At 37.8% G+C, this 22478-nt stretch carries 15 protein-coding genes; all 15 read right to left on the bottom strand.

Translation table 11 applies throughout. The features are described 5' to 3' along the window. Positions 1-252: 252 nt before the first annotated feature. Positions 253-2421 carry a family 20 glycosylhydrolase gene (locus HMPREF0669_RS09755; RefSeq protein ID WP_020967436.1) on the bottom strand — a complete coding sequence of 723 codons (2169 nt, stop codon included), beginning with the start codon at positions 2419-2421 and terminating at the stop codon, positions 253-255. A 631-nt stretch (positions 2422-3052) separates the two neighbouring features. Next, entirely contained in the window at positions 3053-3943 is an 891-nt protein-coding gene (locus HMPREF0669_RS09750) for a hypothetical protein (RefSeq protein ID WP_009228367.1), read from the bottom strand. A gap of 4 nt (positions 3944-3947) precedes the next feature. Next, a complete protein-coding gene (locus HMPREF0669_RS09745; protein WP_009228366.1) occupies positions 3948-4640 on the bottom strand; it encodes an HmuY family protein in 693 nt (230 codons plus the stop codon). After that, positions 4637-6991 carry a TonB-dependent receptor gene (locus HMPREF0669_RS09740; protein ID WP_009228365.1) on the bottom strand — a complete coding sequence of 785 codons (2355 nt, stop codon included), beginning with the start codon at positions 6989-6991 and terminating at the stop codon, positions 4637-4639. The genes HMPREF0669_RS09745 and HMPREF0669_RS09740 overlap by 4 nt, the downstream gene beginning before the upstream one ends. Before the next feature lie 75 nt (positions 6992-7066). Further along, complete coding sequence (locus HMPREF0669_RS09735; RefSeq protein ID WP_009228364.1) at positions 7067-7705, bottom strand: DUF4903 domain-containing protein; 639 nt, start codon at positions 7703-7705, stop codon at positions 7067-7069. Between the two features lie 186 nt (positions 7706-7891). After that, positions 7892-9283 (bottom strand): leucine-rich repeat domain-containing protein, encoded by a 1392-nt coding sequence (locus HMPREF0669_RS09730; protein WP_009228363.1) that lies wholly within the window; start codon positions 9281-9283, stop codon positions 7892-7894. Between the two features lie 601 nt (positions 9284-9884). Further along, positions 9885-11471, bottom strand: coding sequence for a leucine-rich repeat domain-containing protein (locus HMPREF0669_RS09725; RefSeq protein WP_009228362.1), 1587 nt, complete (start codon positions 11469-11471; stop codon positions 9885-9887). Positions 11472-11533: 62 nt separating this feature from the next. After that, on the bottom strand, positions 11534-12451 hold the full coding sequence (locus tag HMPREF0669_RS09720) for a hypothetical protein (RefSeq protein ID WP_009228361.1): 918 nt from the start codon (positions 12449-12451) through the stop codon (positions 11534-11536). A gap of 7 nt (positions 12452-12458) precedes the next feature. Then, positions 12459-13622, bottom strand: coding sequence for a fibronectin type III domain-containing protein (locus tag HMPREF0669_RS09715; protein ID WP_009228360.1), 1164 nt, complete (start codon positions 13620-13622; stop codon positions 12459-12461). Between the two features lie 17 nt (positions 13623-13639). Beyond that, positions 13640-14833 (bottom strand): DUF4856 domain-containing protein, encoded by a 1194-nt coding sequence (locus tag HMPREF0669_RS09710; protein ID WP_009228359.1) that lies wholly within the window; start codon positions 14831-14833, stop codon positions 13640-13642. Positions 14834-14849: 16 nt separating this feature from the next. Next, a complete protein-coding gene (locus tag HMPREF0669_RS09705; protein ID WP_044045680.1) occupies positions 14850-15476 on the bottom strand; it encodes a hypothetical protein in 627 nt (208 codons plus the stop codon). Positions 15477-15504: 28 nt separating this feature from the next. Continuing rightward, on the bottom strand, positions 15505-16542 hold the full coding sequence (locus tag HMPREF0669_RS09700; RefSeq protein ID WP_020967434.1) for a DUF4302 domain-containing protein: 1038 nt from the start codon (positions 16540-16542) through the stop codon (positions 15505-15507). A gap of 4 nt (positions 16543-16546) precedes the next feature. Then, positions 16547-17518 (bottom strand): putative zinc-binding metallopeptidase, encoded by a 972-nt coding sequence (locus tag HMPREF0669_RS09695; protein WP_009228356.1) that lies wholly within the window; start codon positions 17516-17518, stop codon positions 16547-16549. Positions 17519-17552: 34 nt separating this feature from the next. After that, a complete protein-coding gene (locus HMPREF0669_RS09690; RefSeq protein WP_020967432.1) occupies positions 17553-19079 on the bottom strand; it encodes a RagB/SusD family nutrient uptake outer membrane protein in 1527 nt (508 codons plus the stop codon). A 12-nt stretch (positions 19080-19091) separates the two neighbouring features. After that, complete coding sequence (locus HMPREF0669_RS09685; protein WP_009228354.1) at positions 19092-22466, bottom strand: SusC/RagA family TonB-linked outer membrane protein; 3375 nt, start codon at positions 22464-22466, stop codon at positions 19092-19094. Positions 22467-22478: the final 12 nt, after the last annotated feature.

The following is a 22478-nucleotide window of genomic DNA, read 5'->3' as shown; positions in this document are numbered from 1 at the left end:
TAAATAAATGATATTATATCTACTTTTATATATCTCTTATCTGATAACTTCTTTTATTGTATATAATTAAACACACTCTATTTATAGCATTTTCTTTCTAAAAAATAGGGAAACAGATACTACAAGGCATCATCTGTTACTTATTTGCACAAGCCGTCTCACTTAAATCCAATGCAATGGAGTCTGATTTCATTCTTTTTCAAAAAAGTCATTTGAGGTGTTGTACTAAGCCATTCTGCCCTTATCTCCCATTTATTTAGCGTTCACCGCTATGCCTCTACGCAACATATCGTCGGTTAAGGGCTTCATACGGCGAAGGAAATCGGTATAATTTCGACGCTCGGGCATACTCCAACCTGCTTCTGCAAGAGCTGCCGCACGTGGGAATGTTTGATAAAAAAGACGCTCGGTTGAGTTGATACTCTCACTCCATAGCGTTCCACTAACGCCCATCAAGGTGTTACGAACAAAGTTGTTGTCTTGTCCCCACGCAGGATCTAGCTTGTAAGTCTGTTCTAACGAGGTTGCAGGCATACCCCAATTCACTTCGGGCATGTCGCCTTTTTTCTCGGGATAGTCTAGATAACAATGCTCACCAGGGCAAAGCATTATCTGTACATTGTTGCGAACAGCAGCGTCTATGGCTGTTTTTGTTAATCCATGTCGCCACGCATACACCACACAACCAGGCTGAATTGTTTTAAATTCTTGCTCATACCAATACATAGGTTTCTTTCCTAACAACTTAAGTTGATGAATAATGCGGTCGAAAAGATATTGTTGTAGTTCCCAATTCTCTTTAAATCCCTCCTTTTTCTTCAACTCTGTACATGCAGAACAATTGCTCCAAGCACCTAATGGGGGCTGACCTGCTTCGTCACCACCTAGATGTACATAGGGAGCAGGGAAGATATCAGCCAATTCTTTCAATACATTATTAAAGAATTCGTACACAAATGGCTCTGCAGGACAAAGCAAATCGTTGCTAACTCCGCAGGTTAGACGAATAGGAACAGGCTTTTTAGCACACGAAAGCTGTGGATAACAATGTATTGCAGCCACTTCATGACCTGGAAGTTCAACCTCTGGAATCACCATTACATGATATTTAGCTGCAAATTGCACCAATTCTCTCATCTGATCTTGTGTATAATAACCGCTAATGCGTGCTGGCATGTCGTCCATTCCAATGCGATCGGACGCCTTTTCGATGAGTTCGGGATATTTTTTGATTTCAATTCGCCATGCTTGGTCGTCTACTAAGTGCAAATGAAGTGCGTTATACTTGTAGCGAGCCATTTCAACAACATAGCTTTTAAGGTCTTCAAAGGGAATAAAATGACGCACAGGGTCTACCATTAGCTCACGAATAGCAGTGCGAGGTTGGTCTTTTATGTGTAAAGCGGGAATCTCTACAGAGCGAGCAGCAACGCCATTACCAATACAAAGTTGCTCGAGTGTCATCAATCCGCAGAACACTCCTGCTGCGGTTTTACCCTTAATCACCACTCCTTTATTTGAAATATCTAAGGTATAAGCCTCATCATTGGTGAGAGAAGCATCGAGTTGAAGGCGAACTACAGCTCCAACACCACGACGTCCTTTAGCAAATACGGTGCGTTCTCCAAGTATTCGCTCTGCTTGCATCTTCTCATTTGCCAATTCTTGAGGTGCTTCTACCCCCACAACCTTTGCCCATTGAAGTGGAAGAAGGGTGTTTGTTTTAGCTTTCTTATCTGAATTTTTAGTAGAATTATCGGCAGAATAAACCTCAAGTGTGAGCGGACGAGGTACTAGTATTTGTTCGGGACGACACACGTTCGCCTCTTCTTGCTTTCCAAAGAAATGTCGCCAGCCCTGAGCCTTGCGATATTCTTTGCGTGATTGAGCAGGAACTATGAGCTGAACTTTATTTAAGTCGATTCCATCGAAAGCATTATCGGCACAAACTGGGGGAACCGTTGCCGACAAACGCACAACACGTAGCCCACGGCAATTGGCAAAAGCGAATGCTCCTAAGCGTGTTGAGCCATCGAACGAAAGCTCGGTTAGCTTGCTACAACCATTGAATGCAGCTGCACTTACAACCCTTGTTGTGGCAGGAAAGCGCAATGTTCCTTCGATATTTTTGCACGCAAAGAATGCTTGAGTTCCCACTGAGTCGAGTTGAAGCGGTAAGATGAGCGATTGAAGACGATAACGTGAGTGCATTGCATTACGAGGAATAACTCTGCAATTGGTTGTAGAAAGGTCGAGAGCAGTGTCGTTTACCTTTATATCTCGCAAGGTTCTAAAGTCTTGTGCATAGCCAGATGCACTGAAAAAAGATAACGCACAAGCCACCAAAGCAGGCTTAACAAAACCCTTTGAATAGGGTTTCAGTGGCAAAAAAGTCTGCAATAAAGTCTTTAATGAGGTCATTTTAATTGGAGTCATTTTAATTGTTTGGGTTGATTTTCGTAATAATATAGAATTCTATCTATTTTTGTTCTGCCATACTTACAGGTGACTTGCATTGCAAGCACATCGAAACACCTGAATAAGGTGTATGCAGGAATGACAAAGATACAAATAAGAATCGAATTGCCCACATCTTTTATCAACATTATTCTTCCCTATAAAGAACTTTAAGAAGTGACTATTGATAAACAAAAGAGAAGAAATATTTTTCCATTTTTTAAGCATCAACCCTCCAAGTATATTCCACTTACAATCCTTTCGCACACATCTTTTTGTCCACTCTCGTGCTATATCAAAATAAAAGCATTGAAATTGTCTACCAATCTCAATGCTTTTAGGGGGTAATACCAATTCTTTTACAACGCAAAGTCAATCCTTTTGCAACACAAGTGCTACTATGCGGAGAAACAAAGGCAAAGCATAAGGACAAAAAGAAAGTTCTTTTATCTTATCCATCACGATGCAACTCTTGCCCACAAGCGTCTTCTTACCCTCTTCTTTGAATGAAAAGAGAAGAAAAAACGAGGTGCAATAAACAAATAAGCATTGCTTTACGCTCCTTTATGAAAGGAGTAAAGAACGGATAATAGTACTAATTTTCTCCTTCTTGTGGTTTCTTTCGCTTCGAAGCACCTTTCTTCCAGAGATAAACTCCTAAGCCTAAGAACACCACTAAAATGGCAATCATTTGCAAACTATATTTCTCTGGCTCCACCCAAAACTCACGAAAGAAGTTTATTCTGCCTAATATTTCAACCGGAGTCCAAAAGATTATCACCGTAGCAATAGCCATACGAATATTGCTTCCCCATGCTGCTAGTTTCAATTCTCGCTTAAACATGAACACAGAACCTATGAAACAAGCTAGTCCAACGAGGAAAGTTACAGGGTGATGGTCGCCTAAAAATCGCTTATCATAGCAGAACATCAAAAGCAAATAGAACGCCCAAAGCATCATATTGATTTCCATAAAGGTCACAATACTTGTGTGGCGGGTCATTGGTTGTGTTACAATTACCTTGCGTTTGTCTCTAAAACACACCTTTTGAATCCACGTTATGAAGTCACATCCATTCTTTGTACTAAACACATACATCACCATTGTCATCATCCACATACCAAATGAGGCAGGCATAATGAGGTATTCGGGTTTAGTTACGACGACATTGTTTTCTATTTCGGGTGGAACACCATAACGACGAGCATAATAGAGGAAAAGAAACTCTACCCAACCTGTCCAAAAAAGTAATCCTCCAAACAACCCCCAAAGCGTTTGTCGAGTATCTCCTTTTGCAAAAACACCCATTATAACCATCACTAAACCAACCAAACCTAGTATAAATCCAGCAACATGTACAGTATCTTCACTCATGAATTTATCCATTATGGTCATTAAGGCATGGCCTAAAGGCATGGCAAATAATACTAAAAAGAAAGAAGCCAAGGTCCTTCTCCAATAATTATTTCTTACTCTTGTTTCCATTTTCTTATTTTAATTCGTCACAATAATAACTTATCTGTCCGCCTGTATCGCCTATTTCGACATCGGCTTTATACCAACTTATAATCTGAATTTTAAAGTATTGCGTTCCATTTGCTGTGCGCACGACATAAGTATGCAATGAAGGTGCATACACAGGAGGCGGTCCTGTGAAGCTCATAGCATTGGCTAAGATTGGATTTGCATTTGTTTTAGTGGTTACGGGACCATTGTTTGGATCGAACCAAGGATTTTGTTGAAAGTCTAGATGATTGGCAATTAAATGTTTATTCCAATCATTTCGAGACATAGTGATGGTTACTGTGCTATCGTCTACTATCCAATTGAGATTAGAAGGCAATTGAGAAACGGTCTTCCATTTATCGTATTCGCCAGAACCAAGATCGATTGCAGCTCCCTTTCCTTTACCCGACGTTCCGCTATTGGTGCGAATTCTATATCCACAAAAGGCGATATCCCAATCTAATCGGTCTTTTTGTGCCCCTTCAACAATATCTTCATTCACCCTATTTCGATTGAACATCTCTCCTGTTCGCAAATTGATATACAGCCAATCGTTGGTTACTCCTGTTGAATAACCAGTGACTCGGGGTAGCACTTTGCCTGTAAAAGGCTCTGCATCATAGTCTGTACAAGAGCTTAAAAGCGCAAAAAGGAATATAAAGAGATTGATTTTCATTTCTTATGCTTTAGTGATTTAAGAATATCTTCTACTAAAAACTCTACTTGTAGGTAGCCTCTTGCACCAGAAGTGGCAGGAACATTAAACAAAGTTATGCCAGAACCTAAGGTGCGAGGCACATAATTAAAGATGTTATCTACACCCATTGTGAGCTTAACTTTATTATAAAACGTTTGAACCACTGAGAGATTGCAAAGAACATAAGTAGGAAGTGTGCAACGAAAATAAGCATCATAGCTCTTATTATGTTCTTCTACCCACACTCTATCTTGCACATCGAAATTCTTTTCACCCATGATTGAGGTGCTAAAAATGGTTTTCAGTCTATAATTAGGGCGATTTAAGGTGTAATCTATACTTGCTGTTGCAGCGTGAGGAGATGTGGTATTAACCTGAATGCCTTTTTGTTTGCTCACATTTACATAGCTATAAGTGGCATTAAGCATGAAATTGTCTGTTAATCTCCATTTCATTATCGCCTCAACTCCTAACATTCGTTGTTTATTGAGGTTTTTATACTCGAAATTATACTGCATATCATAAATGCGCCACACACCTTCTATCTTCTTATGAAAGAAGTTTCCATAAGCATTTACATTAATAAAGAATCGGTCTTTGCTATATTCTGTGCCCAAAGAAAAGTAGTTATTCTTCTCAGGTCTAAGCTCTTCGCTTCCTCTTATTTGAAACATTCCTAAATGATCCCAGTTAAAAAAGAGCTCTTTTATGCTCGGTGCGCGATAACCCATTGAGTAGTTAGCACGTAATGCCCAATGATCATCAGGTGAATATTTAATGGCAATCTTCGGCATCCACATAAATCCAAACGCTTTAGAGAAGTTTGTTCGCACTCCAGAGGAAAGCATCCAATGCTCATTAACAGTCCATTCATCTTGCAAGAAATATTCTGTTTCGTGCAAAGAGCGTGTTGTCATTCGTCTATTTACAAAGCGATCGCTCGTTAAATCGTCTGTTATATGCTCCACACCGAGTATGATGTTATGCCCAGAGAAGTAGTTACTTGTGAGTGTTAAACGTGGTTCAAAGATCTTACTTTTATACACTTTCTTCCTTTCATCAATGCGTTCGTGTCGTTTAAAGCGGTCATAAAAGTCGCCATGTAGACTTAAATTAAGCGTAAACCAATCTTTTATATCGTATTTAGCCTTAACTCCTGCCATGAAATCACGACTTTGTGAGAAGGTCATATCTTGTATTAAATCATACGAATTCATGAAGAACAGCGAACCATAAGCCTGCAATGAGAGGTTTTTAGTTGGTTCATAGTAAAGCTTTTGAGCAACTGTTAGGTGTTCAGTACCTTCTATTCCCATTGGAGAACGCGCTGCAATACCTGTTAAAACAATGTCGTGAGGTAAGAAGGGGTTGGCTTCTTTTGTATAAACCTTTTTGTCTTTATCTGATTGATACATATAAAAAGCATCACTTGAGCTATACCATACATCTGTTTGCGATGTGATTTTACCTTGTTTTATGCCTGCGGATATCCACGATTGGAGGTTTGGTCGATCGCTATTTTTCTCGAACATATAGAGGAAATCCTTAGGGTTTGGCTGCTTATAGTTGCGTTGATTCATTTGAGCAAACCTCACTCCCGCTTGTATGTCCAATGGTTTTTGAGTCTTTTTCGATATAAGATTGATGACAGCACCCGACGCTCTGCTGCCATAAAGGGTACTACTGGCTCCCTTTACGATTTCTATTCGATCTATTGCATGCAGATTAAAGCGTTCATAATCGAGGTTTCCAGCCATCTCTCCAGTCATTCTTTCCCCATCTTGCAGAAATAATACATGACGAGCGTCTAACCCTTGCATTGAAATTTCATTGCCAAAACCCACCTTTTGTATGTTCATTCCAGGCGTTTCCTGCTGTAATGCGTGTTGTAAGTCGCTGTATCCTGCATCTACAAGTGCCTTTCCGCCCAACACTTGTGTAGTTATTGGCGACAACTTAATAGGTCTTTCTGTTCGAGAACCAGTAACTACAACCCCATTAAGATGCATAACGTCTTCTTTTAAGGTGATGTTTAGGTCTTGTTCGGTAGTAGATAATGTTCCCGATGTGGGGATATAACCCATTAAACTCACCCTATAATAATATAAGGTGTGTTCCTTTTCTAAATTGATGATTGCTTTTCCGTCGTTATTAGTGATAGCTATTAAAGTGTCGGTATGTGCTTTATTCGGTGAAAAACTCACCTTAGCACCCACTAACAATTGTTGAGTTCCTGCTTCTCTCACCGTTATTTTCACCACACGTTGTGCTAAAATATTGATAGAAAGAGCAAGAAACGACAGAATAAAGAGTAGACTTTTCTTTCGCATATTGATTTTATAATAAAAGAGAAGAGGGAAAATGCGCTTCTCCTACTTCTCTTTTATTTTTCGTTCTAAGACCTATTACAAACCATGTTCTTTTTTATAAGCAGCAAGGTCTGCTTCGTATTTTTTTAATTCGGCTTCGTAATTATTGATACGAGCTTTGTCTATGGGTTGCAAAAAGCATTCAGAACGCACATTCATCATGTTATAATCAACAATAAAGTTAATCTCATGGGTCTTCACATTGTAGTAACCCTTCACTGAACTACCTTTCATTGGCCTTGGCTGTCCGCCTTTTCCTAATGCGAGATAACCATCTTCGCCCACAAATTTTATCCAATTATCGCCTTTATACTCATTCTTTTCCCACGAATTTAGCTGTATTATCTTCACGTCACAATAGTAGGTTATACTGAAAGGCATTTGACCTACAGTGAAATCTTCTAATCTAATGGTGAGCACATTCTTGTCTGTTTCGCTCCAACGGAAATTAAATTTGGTAGGACAGCCTTGTGGTAAGAGTGTTTTATTTACTCCATTCATCGTTGCATGAGTACCTAAAATAATATCACCATTTAGATATTGGTGTGCCATAGCTACTAAATCTTCAGATGTATCTTTCTTTTCTAAGTTGTCATCTGATTGACATGATGCAATAAGAAATAAGAAACTGAAGATAAACAGATACTTCATATTTTGCAAAATACACTTTTTCATAGCTTTTTTTTATATTAAACATGAGGTACTATATCAGTGAGTTTATCGCTAAATAAACCTCATGTATAGTTTATATTTGGTTTATTTTATTGTATAATAATTGATTTAAACGAGAAACTACATACTATTTTTTCATTTCTCTTTATTCGTTTTTGATTAAAATGAATGTTAATTCATCTATTTTTATTAGTTCTTTTTCCATGCAACAGCTCCATAGTCAGGTTCAGCATATGCCTTTCCATCACTACAATACTGTCCATACTCTTTAATAAACTCTTTAAAAGCAGAACTTTCCAGTGTTTTCTTAGAGACTGATACTGATACTTGTCCTTCTCCTTCAGTTAATTTTGTTACTTTTTTTGTCTCTGAATCATAATAACTATTTAGTTTTGGATAAATCACCTCAGTGTTATCTAAAAATACACCCAACTCTCCTAATGTAGTAATTCTGCTTAAATCAACTTTCTTTAGCTTGGGTAAGTCTGCTAAAATCATGCGAGCCGTAGAGCCTTTTCCAGGATTTGCAAGTGTTATAGTTTCTAAATTAGGACAATGTGCAAGATTTAAAGCATTATCAAACATAGGATGAAAGTCCTTAATATCTTGATTACATATTTTAGTATGTGATAAATCAAGCTGTTTAATGCTTGAACATTTTACAAGACCTAAAATACCTAAAGAGGTTGCCTTTGAGAAATCAATTCCTCCTTCAATTTCAGTTGAAAACAAAACAAATGCATTTATGTTCCCACGTGGCATTAAATATCCCACTTTATAATTTTTTCCAGTGTCTAACATTACAGTGAATTTTGTCAAGAAAGGATTGTTTATGAAATATTCTACACCCTCAATAGATCTTGGATTTTCTTGCTCCTCAGGCAAATAAAGAAAGATGTTTTGACCTTGTTCTCTAAGTTTTGGCATTTTAGAGAAGTCTATATGATTTTTATCTATAAACATACTGGGATATAATGTTTTGAGATATGCACAAAATATAGGGTCTGGAATTTCTCTAACAGTAGTATATTTTTCCAATTTGCCTGTAGAATCAGCCATTTTAATATCGGTTTCTTGTCCTTGAAGCATATTAAAAGGCATCAAATCTTCTACGTTATATTTTGCAGAAGCAGGTAGATAAAGTTTCTTTAAAGGGTGAAGAAGCGTTGTTTTAAGCTCGTCATTCTCTGTTTTTGTTTCTACTAATCCTTCAAAATCATAAATGTTATTACCTGTTAAGTCTACACTTGTAATTTGAGAAGGCAAGGTAGAAAAATCAAATACGGGTCCATAATCATTGTTAGAAAGCTTCACTTCTTTCAAATTTGGCAGAATATCCAAACCCGAAAGGTCTGTAAGTTTCGTACTACTAAGATCGAGTGAAACGGTAGAATTCGCAAGGTCGTTCAATTCTAACTTTCCTTCTTTATCGAAAGAGAAACCCTTTGAGGTAAGAATGTTTCTCAACTCGATATTTTTTAGTACATTAGCACTAAATGCTGGGCCATCATTTTCGCTACAAGAGCTAAGTCCTAACATGCAAAATGCCACCAAAGGCAATAATAATCTTTTTGTTTTCATTTTTAAATAATTTGATAACGACAACAAAAGTATAGTTCTTTACTAACATGTACAATACTCTTTTATGAGGATTTTATAAGTCGGAAAACAAAAACAAGACCTATTTAGGGTTTTCCATGGTGCATCATCCTTATTTCAGAGGAGCAATACACTCTTTACTCATTAAATTTACACATAAAATATTACCGCATAGAACTTATAAACTCATGGTATTCGTCTTTCATATAAATACTTTATTTTTCTACAATAGTAACCTTCTCCTCACATTTTCATTTATTTTTCACCCTAATGAAAGGTCTTTGTATATCGGTATCTACACAATCGGTTTGCAATAGCATTGAGATTATAATATAAAAGGATTGCTATTTCTTTATAAAAGCATAGTTATTACAATGCAAAGTCAATGCTTTTGTTTTGCACTTCAATAAGGCTTTAAATATAAGGCTTGCAGATTAAGACAAAAGTTGATGATGAAACGGATTAGAAGTTGCTTCTACCTTGATAATAGTTGAGGTTTATAAACAAAAAAATCAGTGCAACTACGTGGCAGAAATAAAGTTCTTTGCCTTACGCAATTGCACCGAATTGTTAGTATTCGAAATTATTTTTCGATTGTTTTAATTACTTTTCCGTTAGAAAGTTTTACGATATTAATTCCCTTTGTGCGTGTTGTTGCCTTTGTTCCATCTACATTGTAGCGAGCGGTTTCAACAACATTGCTATCAAAAGAAGGGTTTAATACACCCAGAGTGGTAATATCGAGCACTTGATATTTAGTACCTAATACTGCTGGTTTCTTTTCTATTCCTCCTTTATATTTATCTACGTATCCGCTTGGTACATATATTTTAAGTTCTACCAGTTTGGGTGTGAATACATATTTACCAAAATCAGGAATTGAAGTTCCTACAAATTTAACTGTAGATAACTTTCTATCGTTTTGGAAAGCAGCCTCTCCAATGCTTGCAATAGCCCCTTTAAAGTCTACAGTTGTTAAATTTAAACAATTGCTAAAAGCATATTTTGCAATTGCAAGATTTGAAGCTAAAGTGGTAACACTTGTAAGTTTAGAGAACACAAAAGCAGAATCTTTAATGTTAGTAAGACCACCTGGAAGCTCAATTGACTTTAAGTTTTTTGCATAAGCAAAGGCATATTTTTCTATAGAAGAAACTGTTTCAGGTATATTTAATGTTTCTGAAACACGACCAGCTGGATAAAGTACTAATGAAACTTTATCAATATCATAAAGGATGCCATCTTCTGAGGTATAATTATCACTTTTTGAAGACACTGTAAAAGCTGTTACAGATGTATTCAAGAAAGCTTTATCTTCTATATTTTCAAGACTTGAAGGAAATCTAGAAAGAGTTGTCAGTTTAAGACAATTCTCAAACGCACTAACACCTATGCTTGTTAAGCTTGAAGGGAAAGTAATTGAGGTTAGAGAATAGTTCTCATAAAAAGCACGATCTTCTATTTCAGTCACACTTTTAGGAAGAGTTATAGTGGTAAGGCTAGCATTATTAGAGAACACCTCTTTTCCTATTTTTTCAAGTTGTATGCCCTTTGCAAAGGTTACATTAGTAACCGCTTCACAACCTTTAAAAGCTGCCACACCAAGACTTGTTACTGTGCTTGGAATTGTTATTGTTTTAAGTTTACTACATTGCGCAAAAGCATTATCGCCAATAATTGTTACCCCTTCAGGAATAGCACATTCAGTTAAATTACTACAACTAGAAAAGGCAAACTGTTCAATTTTTGTGATGTTTGTAGGCAACTTTAATGTAGTAAGGGCTGTAAGTCCTGTAAACATATAAGAAGCGATAACATTATCTTCGGTAGGTTGATAATATTTTGAAGATAAGCCACGTTTAATTACATAATAATTACTTCCACCTGCAACGATTTGCGCTTGTGATAAATCGAGCGAAGATAACTTTCCGTTAGTCTTGGCATTTGTTTCGTAAGCCCTGCCAGCCATTTTTCTTAACAACTGTATATCAGACCCGTTTATCTTACCCGTTATCTTTAAAGAAGTTATGGTGTTTTGCTCTTCCTCTGTAATTTTCTCAGACAACTTTCCAGCTTCTATATTTACTTCTTTTGTTTGTGAAAAAGCAGTACTGCATAAACAGAAGCAAAACACTGCCAACATTGTTTTTTTGTTTGTAAAAAATCTCATAAATTTTGATTATTATTATTATTAAAACAATCTCTCTATACTAACACAAAGAGATATATCATTTATTTCTTTTCGTAAGGTATTACGATTTTAAAACCACGTCCACGCAACACCGCTGTCTTTTCTCTTACTTCCTCTACCCATAGCTTTTGTTGTCCTTCTTTTAGTCCACTATTGGCAAATTCGTCTGGATAAACCATAGAGAAAGATACATTTACCTGTGTACCTACAACAGGATTGACAACGGCAGGCGTTATTTTTAGAACCTTTCTAGAGAAAGATGGACGTGCACCATTGCACAACCACACGCCAACTCCAGGGCGTTTAACTGTCATAACCGTATTCATCTGTTCGTAAAGGTTATGCGATGTAGTGCCATAAATGCCTACTCGGTCGGCTGTTCCATCACAACGCACCACCACTTTCAGGTTTTTCTCTTTCTTATCTTGCGATATAATTCGGATATTTGCTTCTCCTTCATAGAATGCTTGTATCTCTAGAATATTCGTTTTAGCGTTCCATTTGGCATTAATCACCTTGTCGGGGTCATCAATTTTCAAGTCTGCAACGTCTCCACCACCATTCAAACTAACAAATTTGCTTTCATCTCGGGGGAAAAGTCGTATCTCATTCTGACTAATACTCAATTCAGGTACCACCACATTGATAGCTACTCGCTTCTTAATATCGCCTGAAAGGATTGTTGCATAAGTGTTTCCTTCAAGTATTCCGCTAATACGTAGGGTGTCTTTGCTGATACTTGCGCTGGCAATCTTTGAGTCAGCGATATTCACTGTGTACTTTCCAGTACCACCAGTGAGCAGTATCATTCGAGTGGAAAGCTTGTTTAACGACACTTCATTCACGTCTTCCACTCCCAAACGAATATCTTTTGCCCCTTGATTGTTATCCTTGTCACAAGCAAAAAGCATGAAACTGCAACATAAAAGCAATGCAAAATAAATTATTTGTTTCTTCATTTTCTTCTTAATCTACATTCAGTTTGTACTCAATTTCCCAGCTACGTTCGGGTGTTTCAATTATTTCTATCTGTAAGATGTGTTGTCCTTTACTTGCAAAAGTGATCCTACCATTGACAGGTGTCACTGCTACTCCATCTACTTTGTAAGTGATTTGGGCATTAGGCTTAGCCAAATCGTGATAGAACAAACGAAGAGTTCGGGGGCAAGTGCCAACCTCTCGCACAGTATATAAATAAGGGATACGTCCTTCATCTTCAACTCTCATATTCATTCTTTGGGTTTGTTGGGTAACAACGGCAGAGGGTTTAGATTTTTCAGTTCCTTTAATTGTACGCACACTAAATTGATATGACTTGCCAGGCTCTAGTCCTTCAACAATATAAGAGGTTTCTTTTGTGGTTCCAACAGCCTCTCCATCTTTGATAATTTCATAGCTAACGCCTTCTTCTGCAATGCCATTCCACGACATTTCCATTTCTCTTTGTTGTGGACGAGCCACTACATTGGCAGGTGCCTCAAGTGTTATGGCAGATGTTCCCTTTTTAGTTTGCACAAAAGAAATATCGTCTATAAGAATGAAACCATCTGATTCAGCTGTTTCGGTATCGTTTTCTATATAAATACCAACACCCGCTTTGTTTACTCCTGATGGTGCCTTAAAAATAAAAGTCTTTTTTTGCCACTCGTTAGTAAAGGTCTTTACTTTGTCTTTATCTCGTGTGTCTTTCTTAATAGACTTTTTGTCTTTATACCAATCTACTGTTACGATGATGTTAGGATTTTTAGTTTTTCCTTTATACCAATATTCTAAACGATATTCACCGCCAGCCTCTACATCTATATGATAGGGATTAAAGTCGTTATCTCGTGAAAAGAATGAACCACCATTGGTATATAATTTAACCGCATAAGTTCCGCTATGTGCTCCTTGTGTCCTTGCAGGAAACAAAGAAGAGTTAAAGTACCAAAAGTTAGGTTTTAAGTAAGGACCAAAGTTTGAGACGTCTCTTTGAGGCTTATCTTCTTCATCATCTTCTCCTAAATCTGGTGGTGTAAGAATGGTATAGTCCTCAAATCCCCCATTAAGAATAAGCTCTTTTCCTAACTGAGCTTTAGCAATAAAAGGAAAAGTCAATAATAGTAAAACGAAATAAATTCTATGTATCATTGATATGTAATGTTATTTTAGTTGGAATGTTTAATATCATCGAGTGTTAGTCCATAGCGTTTACCAATAGACGCAGCTACATTTTTGAGCGAACCTTCAGTTGTTTCAGAACCAAGTAGGCGTTCTTTGTCCCACAATCCTTTGCCCGATGTAAGTAAGTTAATATAAGATTTCACCTCATTATAAGTGAAATAAGGTTTACCAGAGGGCTGTAATGTGAATTGTAAGCTATATATTGATCCACATCCTTTCGATAAAAACACCAAAGAATTGTTGATATCTTCATCTAAATTTGCAAGGGTTATTTCGCCAACTAATAAACTCATGGTTCGCACTGCAACCACTTTGGATAGCTCGGCTCTAATAAATTGCAAGTGTTCTTGTACCTCTTGGTATCTAAACTCAGTGAGAGCAAGTCGTCCAAGGGCGAAAGCGTTGTATATTTTGATGCGACTTTCACGCAAAACAGCTAATCCACTGGTTTGAATAAAGGGCAACCAATATTGATAATAGCCATAAGCTAGATCCCAATGGTGCTCTAATTCGGTGTAATTTCTACCTGGAAGCAAGCTGGTATTCTCGTGTTCACGACGCAAACGTGCATCATTATAAAGACTATCGTTAAGATGTACGTTGAGAATCTTATCTAAATAGATTCCTCCTAACATCATTCCGTTGAACATTTCTGCAACAACTAAACCTTTATCGTTGGCAAAAGCAATGTTTACATCACCAATATTGGTTCCCACATAGCCCCCAATTCCTGGTATAGCTCTGCGGTTTCGAGCAGTTCCAGGACTGCTTTGACCCAATCCACTCAATGTTCCTGTAGTTGTAAAGATATCTTCTACATCTTTTAATATGCGTGTTCTATCTGCTTGATGCAATGAAGATGCTGCCAATTCTTCCTTTGGTTTCAATCCAAATTCCCCATTTGTGTAGTAAGATTGCACCTTATCCATGTTAGCAGGATACATTATTGTAGCTATTTTAAGATAGCTATTATAGATATAATCTATGGGGTCTCGTAACAAACTACACTCAAGATAATCGACACTACTACCTCCATTTCGTTTAAACTGATAGCTTGGGTCGGGCATTGTAGGAAGTATATAAGAACTTTCTACGGTTTCTCCTTCCCAATGCTCACACGATTGGAATGCAAAAGAAAAAAGAATTAATGCAAGATAAAATACTATATTTTTTTTCATACGTATCTTTTATTTTCTAAGGAAGAATGATATAGCCACAGAAAGGACCTTTGATTTTATCAATTCCCTCTTCATTCTGATGTTCATTCACTGTTAAAGGTTTCACAATAGTAAAGCCATCTTCAGACACTGCTGATATTGTTGCCTTAATAGAAGAGCCTCTTGGTCCCACACCATTAACGCAAAGGTACATAGGATAGCCCGATTTGGCTGTAAAAGTGATGGTTTGTTCTTTGCCATTGCTTAGGAACACGCTCGCTGTTTCATCACGTTTGTTAGCTGAAATAACACGCAATTGCTTGTCGGGAGTGATATATCGCACAAAATAACGAGAAGAAATGTCATCTTCTTTCACACGTTCTCCAAGAATATCGACCTCATTAAACGAGCAAACAAGTGTCACTTTATACTCTCGTACATTCTCTTTTATCTCCACACCAGGGTACACATAGTCGGCAACAGAGGCGTCGGGATCACCCAATTGTATTGTTTGATCTTCGTAAGATATCTTTGGCTTGTCTACACCTTTAAAGGGGAAGAGTGCTTCATAGTCTTCTTCTGGATAATCTTCCCCACTCTTTGAGCAACCAAGAGTGAGCAGAGTTAGACCCAACAAAGCATATTTTATTAAGTTCATATTCATTATCTTTAATTCTATGACGTGTTTACTTTTATTTATTATCTACGGGTTCGTCCCAAATTTCGGCTTTCAATCCAGTGAATTCTCCTTCTGGATGCAAGTGTTTACTTACCAATCTTGTTTTACGAAGCAATGGATCATACACAGAAACAAGCTCTGCAACAAAGCGATTTCCTTCACGTTGGAAATCAAAAAACATCGTTTTACTATCGTAACGGAGTCCTGCTCTAAAGGTAATACCATGTTCTGTGCCCGAATATCCCGATCCTAAACCAGTCATTTCTTTTGCTGGATAGCCTGGAATAGGGTTCTTTTTCTGAGTGAAAAGGAAGAGATAATATTTCTTTTCTTTAATCTCTTTCAATAGACCTTGATTGGTTTCAACATCACGTTTCACATAGATATCACTGCGGAAATAGGTTCTTCCACCTCTATGTATAATGAGTTGAGGATTCACCATCTTCTCGAATAGAGTGCGGTTTTCGTAAGATTTCTGCACAACTGCTAGCGTATCATCTGCATTTTTTAATTTAGTGAACACAATATATTCACGTGCTGGCTGTAGATAAGTAGCGGTGCGGAACACCAAATCACCATCTTCATTCTTACCCATATAAAGGAAATCGGAGCTACCTGCAAAGCGGTCGTTCACCAATTGATGTATATAATTATAGGTTGAGAAAGTTAATTGTGTGAAACTATTGCGATTGATGAGATACTCACTCTTTGTAACTTCGTTCACAGTTTGCTCTGTAAAGTCGGCTCTCATGCTTACTTTATTGTCTTTTGAGAACTTCATTACAAAGCAATCGCCCCCATATCCGTAGCGACCTCTAAACCCATGCTGTGAAATAAGCTCAGAAGGATTAGAGAAAAGCAATGAATCGGTTTTAGGAAAGTAAAGAACTCGCCAGCCATAAGGTGCATTCACCAACTCGTCTTGCAATGCTGTTATACTCTCTTTATTGCGTAGTGAGGGTGATTTATCAAAGACATTGTCGTCTGAAGAACAGCCAATTGCCAATAAAACCACCAACAGAAGGCAGTATGTTATATTTATTTTTTTCATCGTTTTAGTGCTGTTTTAGATAAGCATTGATTCTACGAACGCTAATTACTTGCATCTGTTTGAGGTTGATATGCCAGTTTTTCTGTACATATTCATTTACAAAAGCTTGTTTTTCGATAAACTCTTTATAGGCTTGTTCTGCCTCTTTAGCATAGCGAGCGTTTACTTCTGGGTCGATATCTGTATCGGGTGTTTTAGCAGCAACACCAGCATCGAATACCTCTTTCGGTGTACTTGTGAGTGTAGAACTAATGATTTCAGCGAAATCATCTTCGGCAGAAAGGAACGAAAGCATCGTATAAAAGCCACGTTTGTTGGCATAACTGTCGAGTCCAAACTTCTCTTTGCCTGTTTGAGCATATCCAAGTGGAGCCGCAATTGGCTCTGTTGTGCCTGTATAACGATGTCCACTAATGGCAAAGAACTTATCATAATCGTAGTTCATAAGCTGCATAAGGCGTTTAGCTAACTGATGATGAACACTTCGCATCAATACAAACACCTTGTCGGCATTACCTGCTTCGAAGTCATTTACATTGTATAAGCACATCTCTGCCGCTGTAAGTTGTGGATTATAGAGTCGCTCTACCCCATTTTCATCAGGGTTTCCGCCACCATAAAGATATAGCTTGATAGGCACACGACCCAACAAAAAGTCTTTACCTCCTACTTCATTCAATCGATAAGTCTCTAAACCTAGCTCTTTAACAGCCTCTAACACGGCACGAACTTTCTCGATTTTAGGAGGATAGATGAATACTCCTGCAGAGTTATTGTTCTTTTCCCAACGATAAACCACCTCGATTCCATAGGGTTTTGTGATGTTATTTAAAATCCAATTATCTAGCTCTGTAGCCTCGATTTGTGCCTTACTTTCATCGATTACACTCACCTCGTTTAATTTATCCTCACTACATGCAATGCAATTAAGCACAAAAAGGAGGAGAAAAGCTATCTTATTTATCTTCATTTTCATTGTTATTTGCTATCAATATGGGTGCTTTTAAAAGTTAACGGATAAGTGATTGACGCTCACGGGGGTTAGGAGCGAGACCTCGTTGAATTGCTTCTACTGGAATTTGCAAAACTTTTCGAGGGTCTTCTTTCTCTAATGGGAAATAATAAGAACTCTTTGATGTACGTTTTACTGCTAAATGAAAACGTCTTATGTCGAACCATCGCAAGCCTTCTTGGTAAAATTCTTTCTGACGGAAATCGAGAATGAGTTTAACCATTGCCAATTGTTTGAGCGTTAAACCATAGAATGGTGTGTAAACATTATAATTATCGCTATTGGTTGATAGGTAAACAGCACGATCTACGGATGGCATAAAACCGAATTTTCCTTGACAGTATTGTAGGAAATCATCGATAGCACGACTATAATTCTTTAACATTGCATAGGCTTCCATACGATTTAGAAGTACTTCATCGACACTAAGAAGCACGTTTGTTACATAAAGTCCACGTGGTTTAGTTCCTGTACTTTCTGTTGTAGATAGCTCATCGAACTTAGCTAAATAACGACCTGTGGTTACAGGAGCCAAAGAGGAAGTGAAAATATAGGTTCCAATGAAGTTCATCTTCGAATAATCGCCTCCGCCTTCAATACCTTTTTGAGCAAAGATCTTATCTACGATATTGAAAGTAGAACCAAACTTTTCGTTAGGAGTGTTGCGTGCAAGACGTGATTCTGTTGTGGTGAGCAATAAGTTTGCAGGCTCGTCAACAGAAATATACTTGCGATAAAGACTCTTATGGTTAAATTCTAGCTCATCAGCATATTGTCTCCAAGCACGAAGTTGTGTCTTAGGATCACCTCCAAGCACATAATCTGCATACTCAATCACCTCTTTCCACTGACCTTTCATCAAATAGAAACGAGATGCAAAGGCATAAGCTGCCTTTTTATTGAAATGGAATTTAGGTTGCTTATAGTAGTTATCTGAAACCAAGGTGATACCTAGTTTCAAATCTTTTTCTATCTTATCATATACCTGGTTCACTGTTCCTCGGTCGTAATCTACCAAGGCATTCTTCTCAGGTTTGGTGATATAAGGTATTCCAGGGTTTGTAGAACTACCTCCATAAGGCTCTGCCCAGATATTAACCAACATGAAATGTAGATAGGCTCTCAATAGAAATGCCTCGCCATATAAAGCCTTTACACGCTCAGTTTTTTGACGGGTGCTTAATAACTCTAACGCCTTATTCACCTGTGCAATACCTTTATAGCAGCTATTCCAATAGTTTAGAGGGGTATCTAGGTCTTCTTGATCATAGTCTTCCCAATAAAACATCGACTCGTTTAACTGCGAATGCACTCCGTTTACACGCTCTTCTACATTGTCGGTGCGTGGCTCTAAGAAAGGAATATAACTGGCTTCGGGATAAGCTCCTGTAAGTAAATCGGCTATTTTTTCTTCTGAATTGATGTCAACATCTAAATCCGAGTCGGGACTTTTATCTAGAAAATCGTTGCAACTAGCAAAGAATCCGAGTGCAAAAAATAGCAACAATGATATATATTTTTTCATATTTCGTCGTAATTAGAAACCAATGTTCAACGTTAATGTATATTGCTTTGGCGTTGGAAGTGATACACCACCAGACTTATAGTATTCTGGATCTTGTCCTTTTAGTTTCTTATCAGAATAAATAAGGAAAGGATTGGTTACATTTAAACGCAAGCTTACAGAACGAAGTTTCAACTTTTCTAAGAATGTGCTAGGCACATTATATTCTAATGAAATATTCTTCATTCGCACAAAGCTACCATCTGCCACCATATTTTGTGAATAGTTATAGGTGTTATAGGTTCGTTCTATATTCTCTTTTCCCACCTTTGCAATCAATTCTTGTGATGGTAACACTGGCACATCGGTATGGAATTCGTCTCCAGGGTTGAGCCAACGATTATAATATGACTTAGAAAAGACATTCAAATCGCCAAACTCTGGATCGAAAGTTGGATTCAATCGAATTTTGTTTCCTGCCTGCATGGTGAGGAAGAACGATAGTGTCCATTCCTTATATTTAAAGGTATTCGACAAACCTCCTATCACCTGTGGCTCTATTGGACCATGATATAACAAATAGGTTTTGGTGTATTGGGTGTCGAGGAAGTCGGCACCTGCTATGTTTGAGTATTCTCCTTTGTTAGAAGGGTAAAGTCCAAAGTCGAAAGTGGGTAAGCCATTGTTATTCAACCCCTGATAGTTAAACGAGAAGAGCGAGCCCTTTGGATAACCAACAATGTTGCCTCTGCCTCTTCCAACCACCATATCAAAGGCGTTAGGAGTGTTTAATAAGCGAGTAATCTTTTGATTCATGGCACTTAATGTTAAACTTGTGTTCCAGCTAAAGTTATCTGTTACAATGTTTTTAGTGTGCAAACCAAGTTCAACTCCTTGTGTACGCATGTCGCCAAAGTTGGCATATTTATAATATTGTCCACCCACTCCAGAGGTTCGAACGAGGTCTATCAAATCGAAGGTGTTGCGTTGATAAACATCTAATGTTGTGCTAATGCGATTGTCGAACAATCCAAGTTCTAAACCAATGTTTAACTCATACATCTTTTCCCATGTGAGATCTCGGTTCTCTAAGTGGATAATATTGAGCTTGTTTTCTCGATTATCGAAATTATAACGATTGACAATGCCACTCTTATAAATAGAGTTTGCACTGATTGCCTCTTCGTTCATCTTTGCTGTTAAGCCGTAGCTTGCACGCAAAGCCAAACGAGAAATCGTTTTATAATCTTTCATAAACTCTTCCTGATCGATGTTCCATTTGGCTCCAACATTCCAAGTTGGCAACCATAAAGCACGTGCTCCTCTTCCAGAAGTGTTAGAACCTTCACAGTTGAGCACCATATTAAAGACGTACTTACCTGCATATCCATAGGTACCATTAAACGAAAAAGTGATTCCTCTATCATATCTATTCTGAAAATTAAAATAGCTATTACCTTCGTTTATCAGCTTATTGAATATCAAAGGATTGGTGTAAATCTGATTTCCTCTGTCGTATTGGATTCCATAACCTTGGAAAGGGTTCACCGTACGCTCTGCAGAACGCAACTCTGTAAATGCGAAAGCTTTCAAATCATGATTGTCTATGCGCTTATCAAAGTCGAAAGCAATACGAGCTAAGAAGCTTTTTAGCGACGCTTCTGTTTTGTTTAAGATTCCTCCATGTGTTAATCCTACCTTTGGTTGGAGCTGTGGATTGTCGTTATCTCGCACCAAATAGATATTTTGTTGAGCCACAAATGGATTTTCATTGGCTCTAAATGCTTGTACGATATTTGAACCTTCGTGCACCTCGTGAGTAGTACTTGTATAGGCTTGGCGCATAGAGAGCAATGCTTTGATAGCCATATCCTTATTTAATCTATATGTACCCTCTCCCTGAACTTTAAAGTCGAGCACAGAGATATTCATCTTATTGTTATCGTATTCGTTGAAGATATTGAACGGAGCCCAGTTGTTTCGGTAGAATTCGAGGCTTCCATCTTCGTTATAAGGACGCAAAGTGCGACTTGTTCCCAATGCATAAGAGAAGGGGTTGATATCGAAGTCACGTTCGAAAACGCCCAAGGTATTGTTCTTTCGCTGTGGCATTGTGCCTGGAGCTTTCTGCGAACGCACGTTAGCTTGTGTAGAAAGCGTTGCTGTGAGCTTATCGTTTATATAAAAAGTGTTCTTTACATTGGCTGTAAAACGGCTCACCTTGTCGGCTATTGTCCAACCTGCATCATTGTAAAAACCTATTGATGCATAGGTTCCAGAATTCTTTCCACCACCTGAAATGGTGATAGCATGATTGGTGATAGGCTTCAATGTGAATAGATGATCAAACCAATTGGTGTTGGCATACTCACGTTGACGCAAGAAATTCATTCGTGCTTCTGGTGTGTTGGGTAGATAATATTCGCCAGTTGCAGGATTGATGGTACTCAAATCTTTATATAATTGATAGTAAATACCGCTTCGTCTGCCATATAATGAATTAGTTATACCGAAGTAACCCTTATCATTCATCTCTTGATAAAGCGACATTGTCTCTTGTGAGTTGAGCAAATCGAAATCATTATAACGTGGTTTCAAACGTATGGTGTTCTCCGTTGAATAGCTAACACGAAGAGGTGTGTCTCTCATTCCACTCTTGGTTGTAATCACAATCACACCATTCAATGCTCTTGCACCATACACTGAGGTAGCAGAAGCATCTTTCAAAACCTGTATGTCTTGTATATCTGTGGGGTTAAGTCCTGAAATTGCAGAGCTAATAAGTGTCACTGCATCTCCTGAAGCCAATTGATCTAGACTCAAATGAACAAGGTCTTCGTATATAGCTCCATCGATAACCCATAGCGGTTGAACATTACCTATGATTGAAGCACCACCTCTAATGTTGATTCGAGGGGCAGAACCAAATGTTCCTGATATGTTTTGGATAGACAATCCAGCCACACGTCCTTCTAACATTCGTGATACATCGGCAATACCTTCAAGCTTAATATCGTCCATCTTCACTGATGTTGCAGCACCAGTGTACACTCTATTGCGAATATTCTGATAACCCGTTACGACTACTTCGTCTATTTGTCGACTATCACTTTTAAGTATAATATTCAAAAAACGATTACCAACTTTCACCTTTTGGGTTATCATTCCAAGATAACTCGCTTGTAATGTCTGCCCAGAAACGGCATTTATGGTAAATTTTCCATCTATATCAGTTACGACTTTCTCTTTTGTTTCCAATATTTGCACATATGCTCCAATAAGAGTTTCTCCTTGTTCATTCTTAATTGTACCTGAAATAGTTCCTGCAACCTGTGCTGATACTGTAAGAACACAAAACAAGAGGAAGGCAATGGCAAATAATCTATTTGCTTTTGTAATTCTTTTCATTACTTTTTATAA

It is taken from the genome of Prevotella sp. oral taxon 299 str. F0039, assembly GCF_000163055.2.
GTDB lineage: Bacteria > Bacteroidota > Bacteroidia > Bacteroidales > Bacteroidaceae > Prevotella.
Note: the sequence above shows the minus strand (reverse complement) of the source record. Positions and strands in the feature narration are given on the sequence as shown.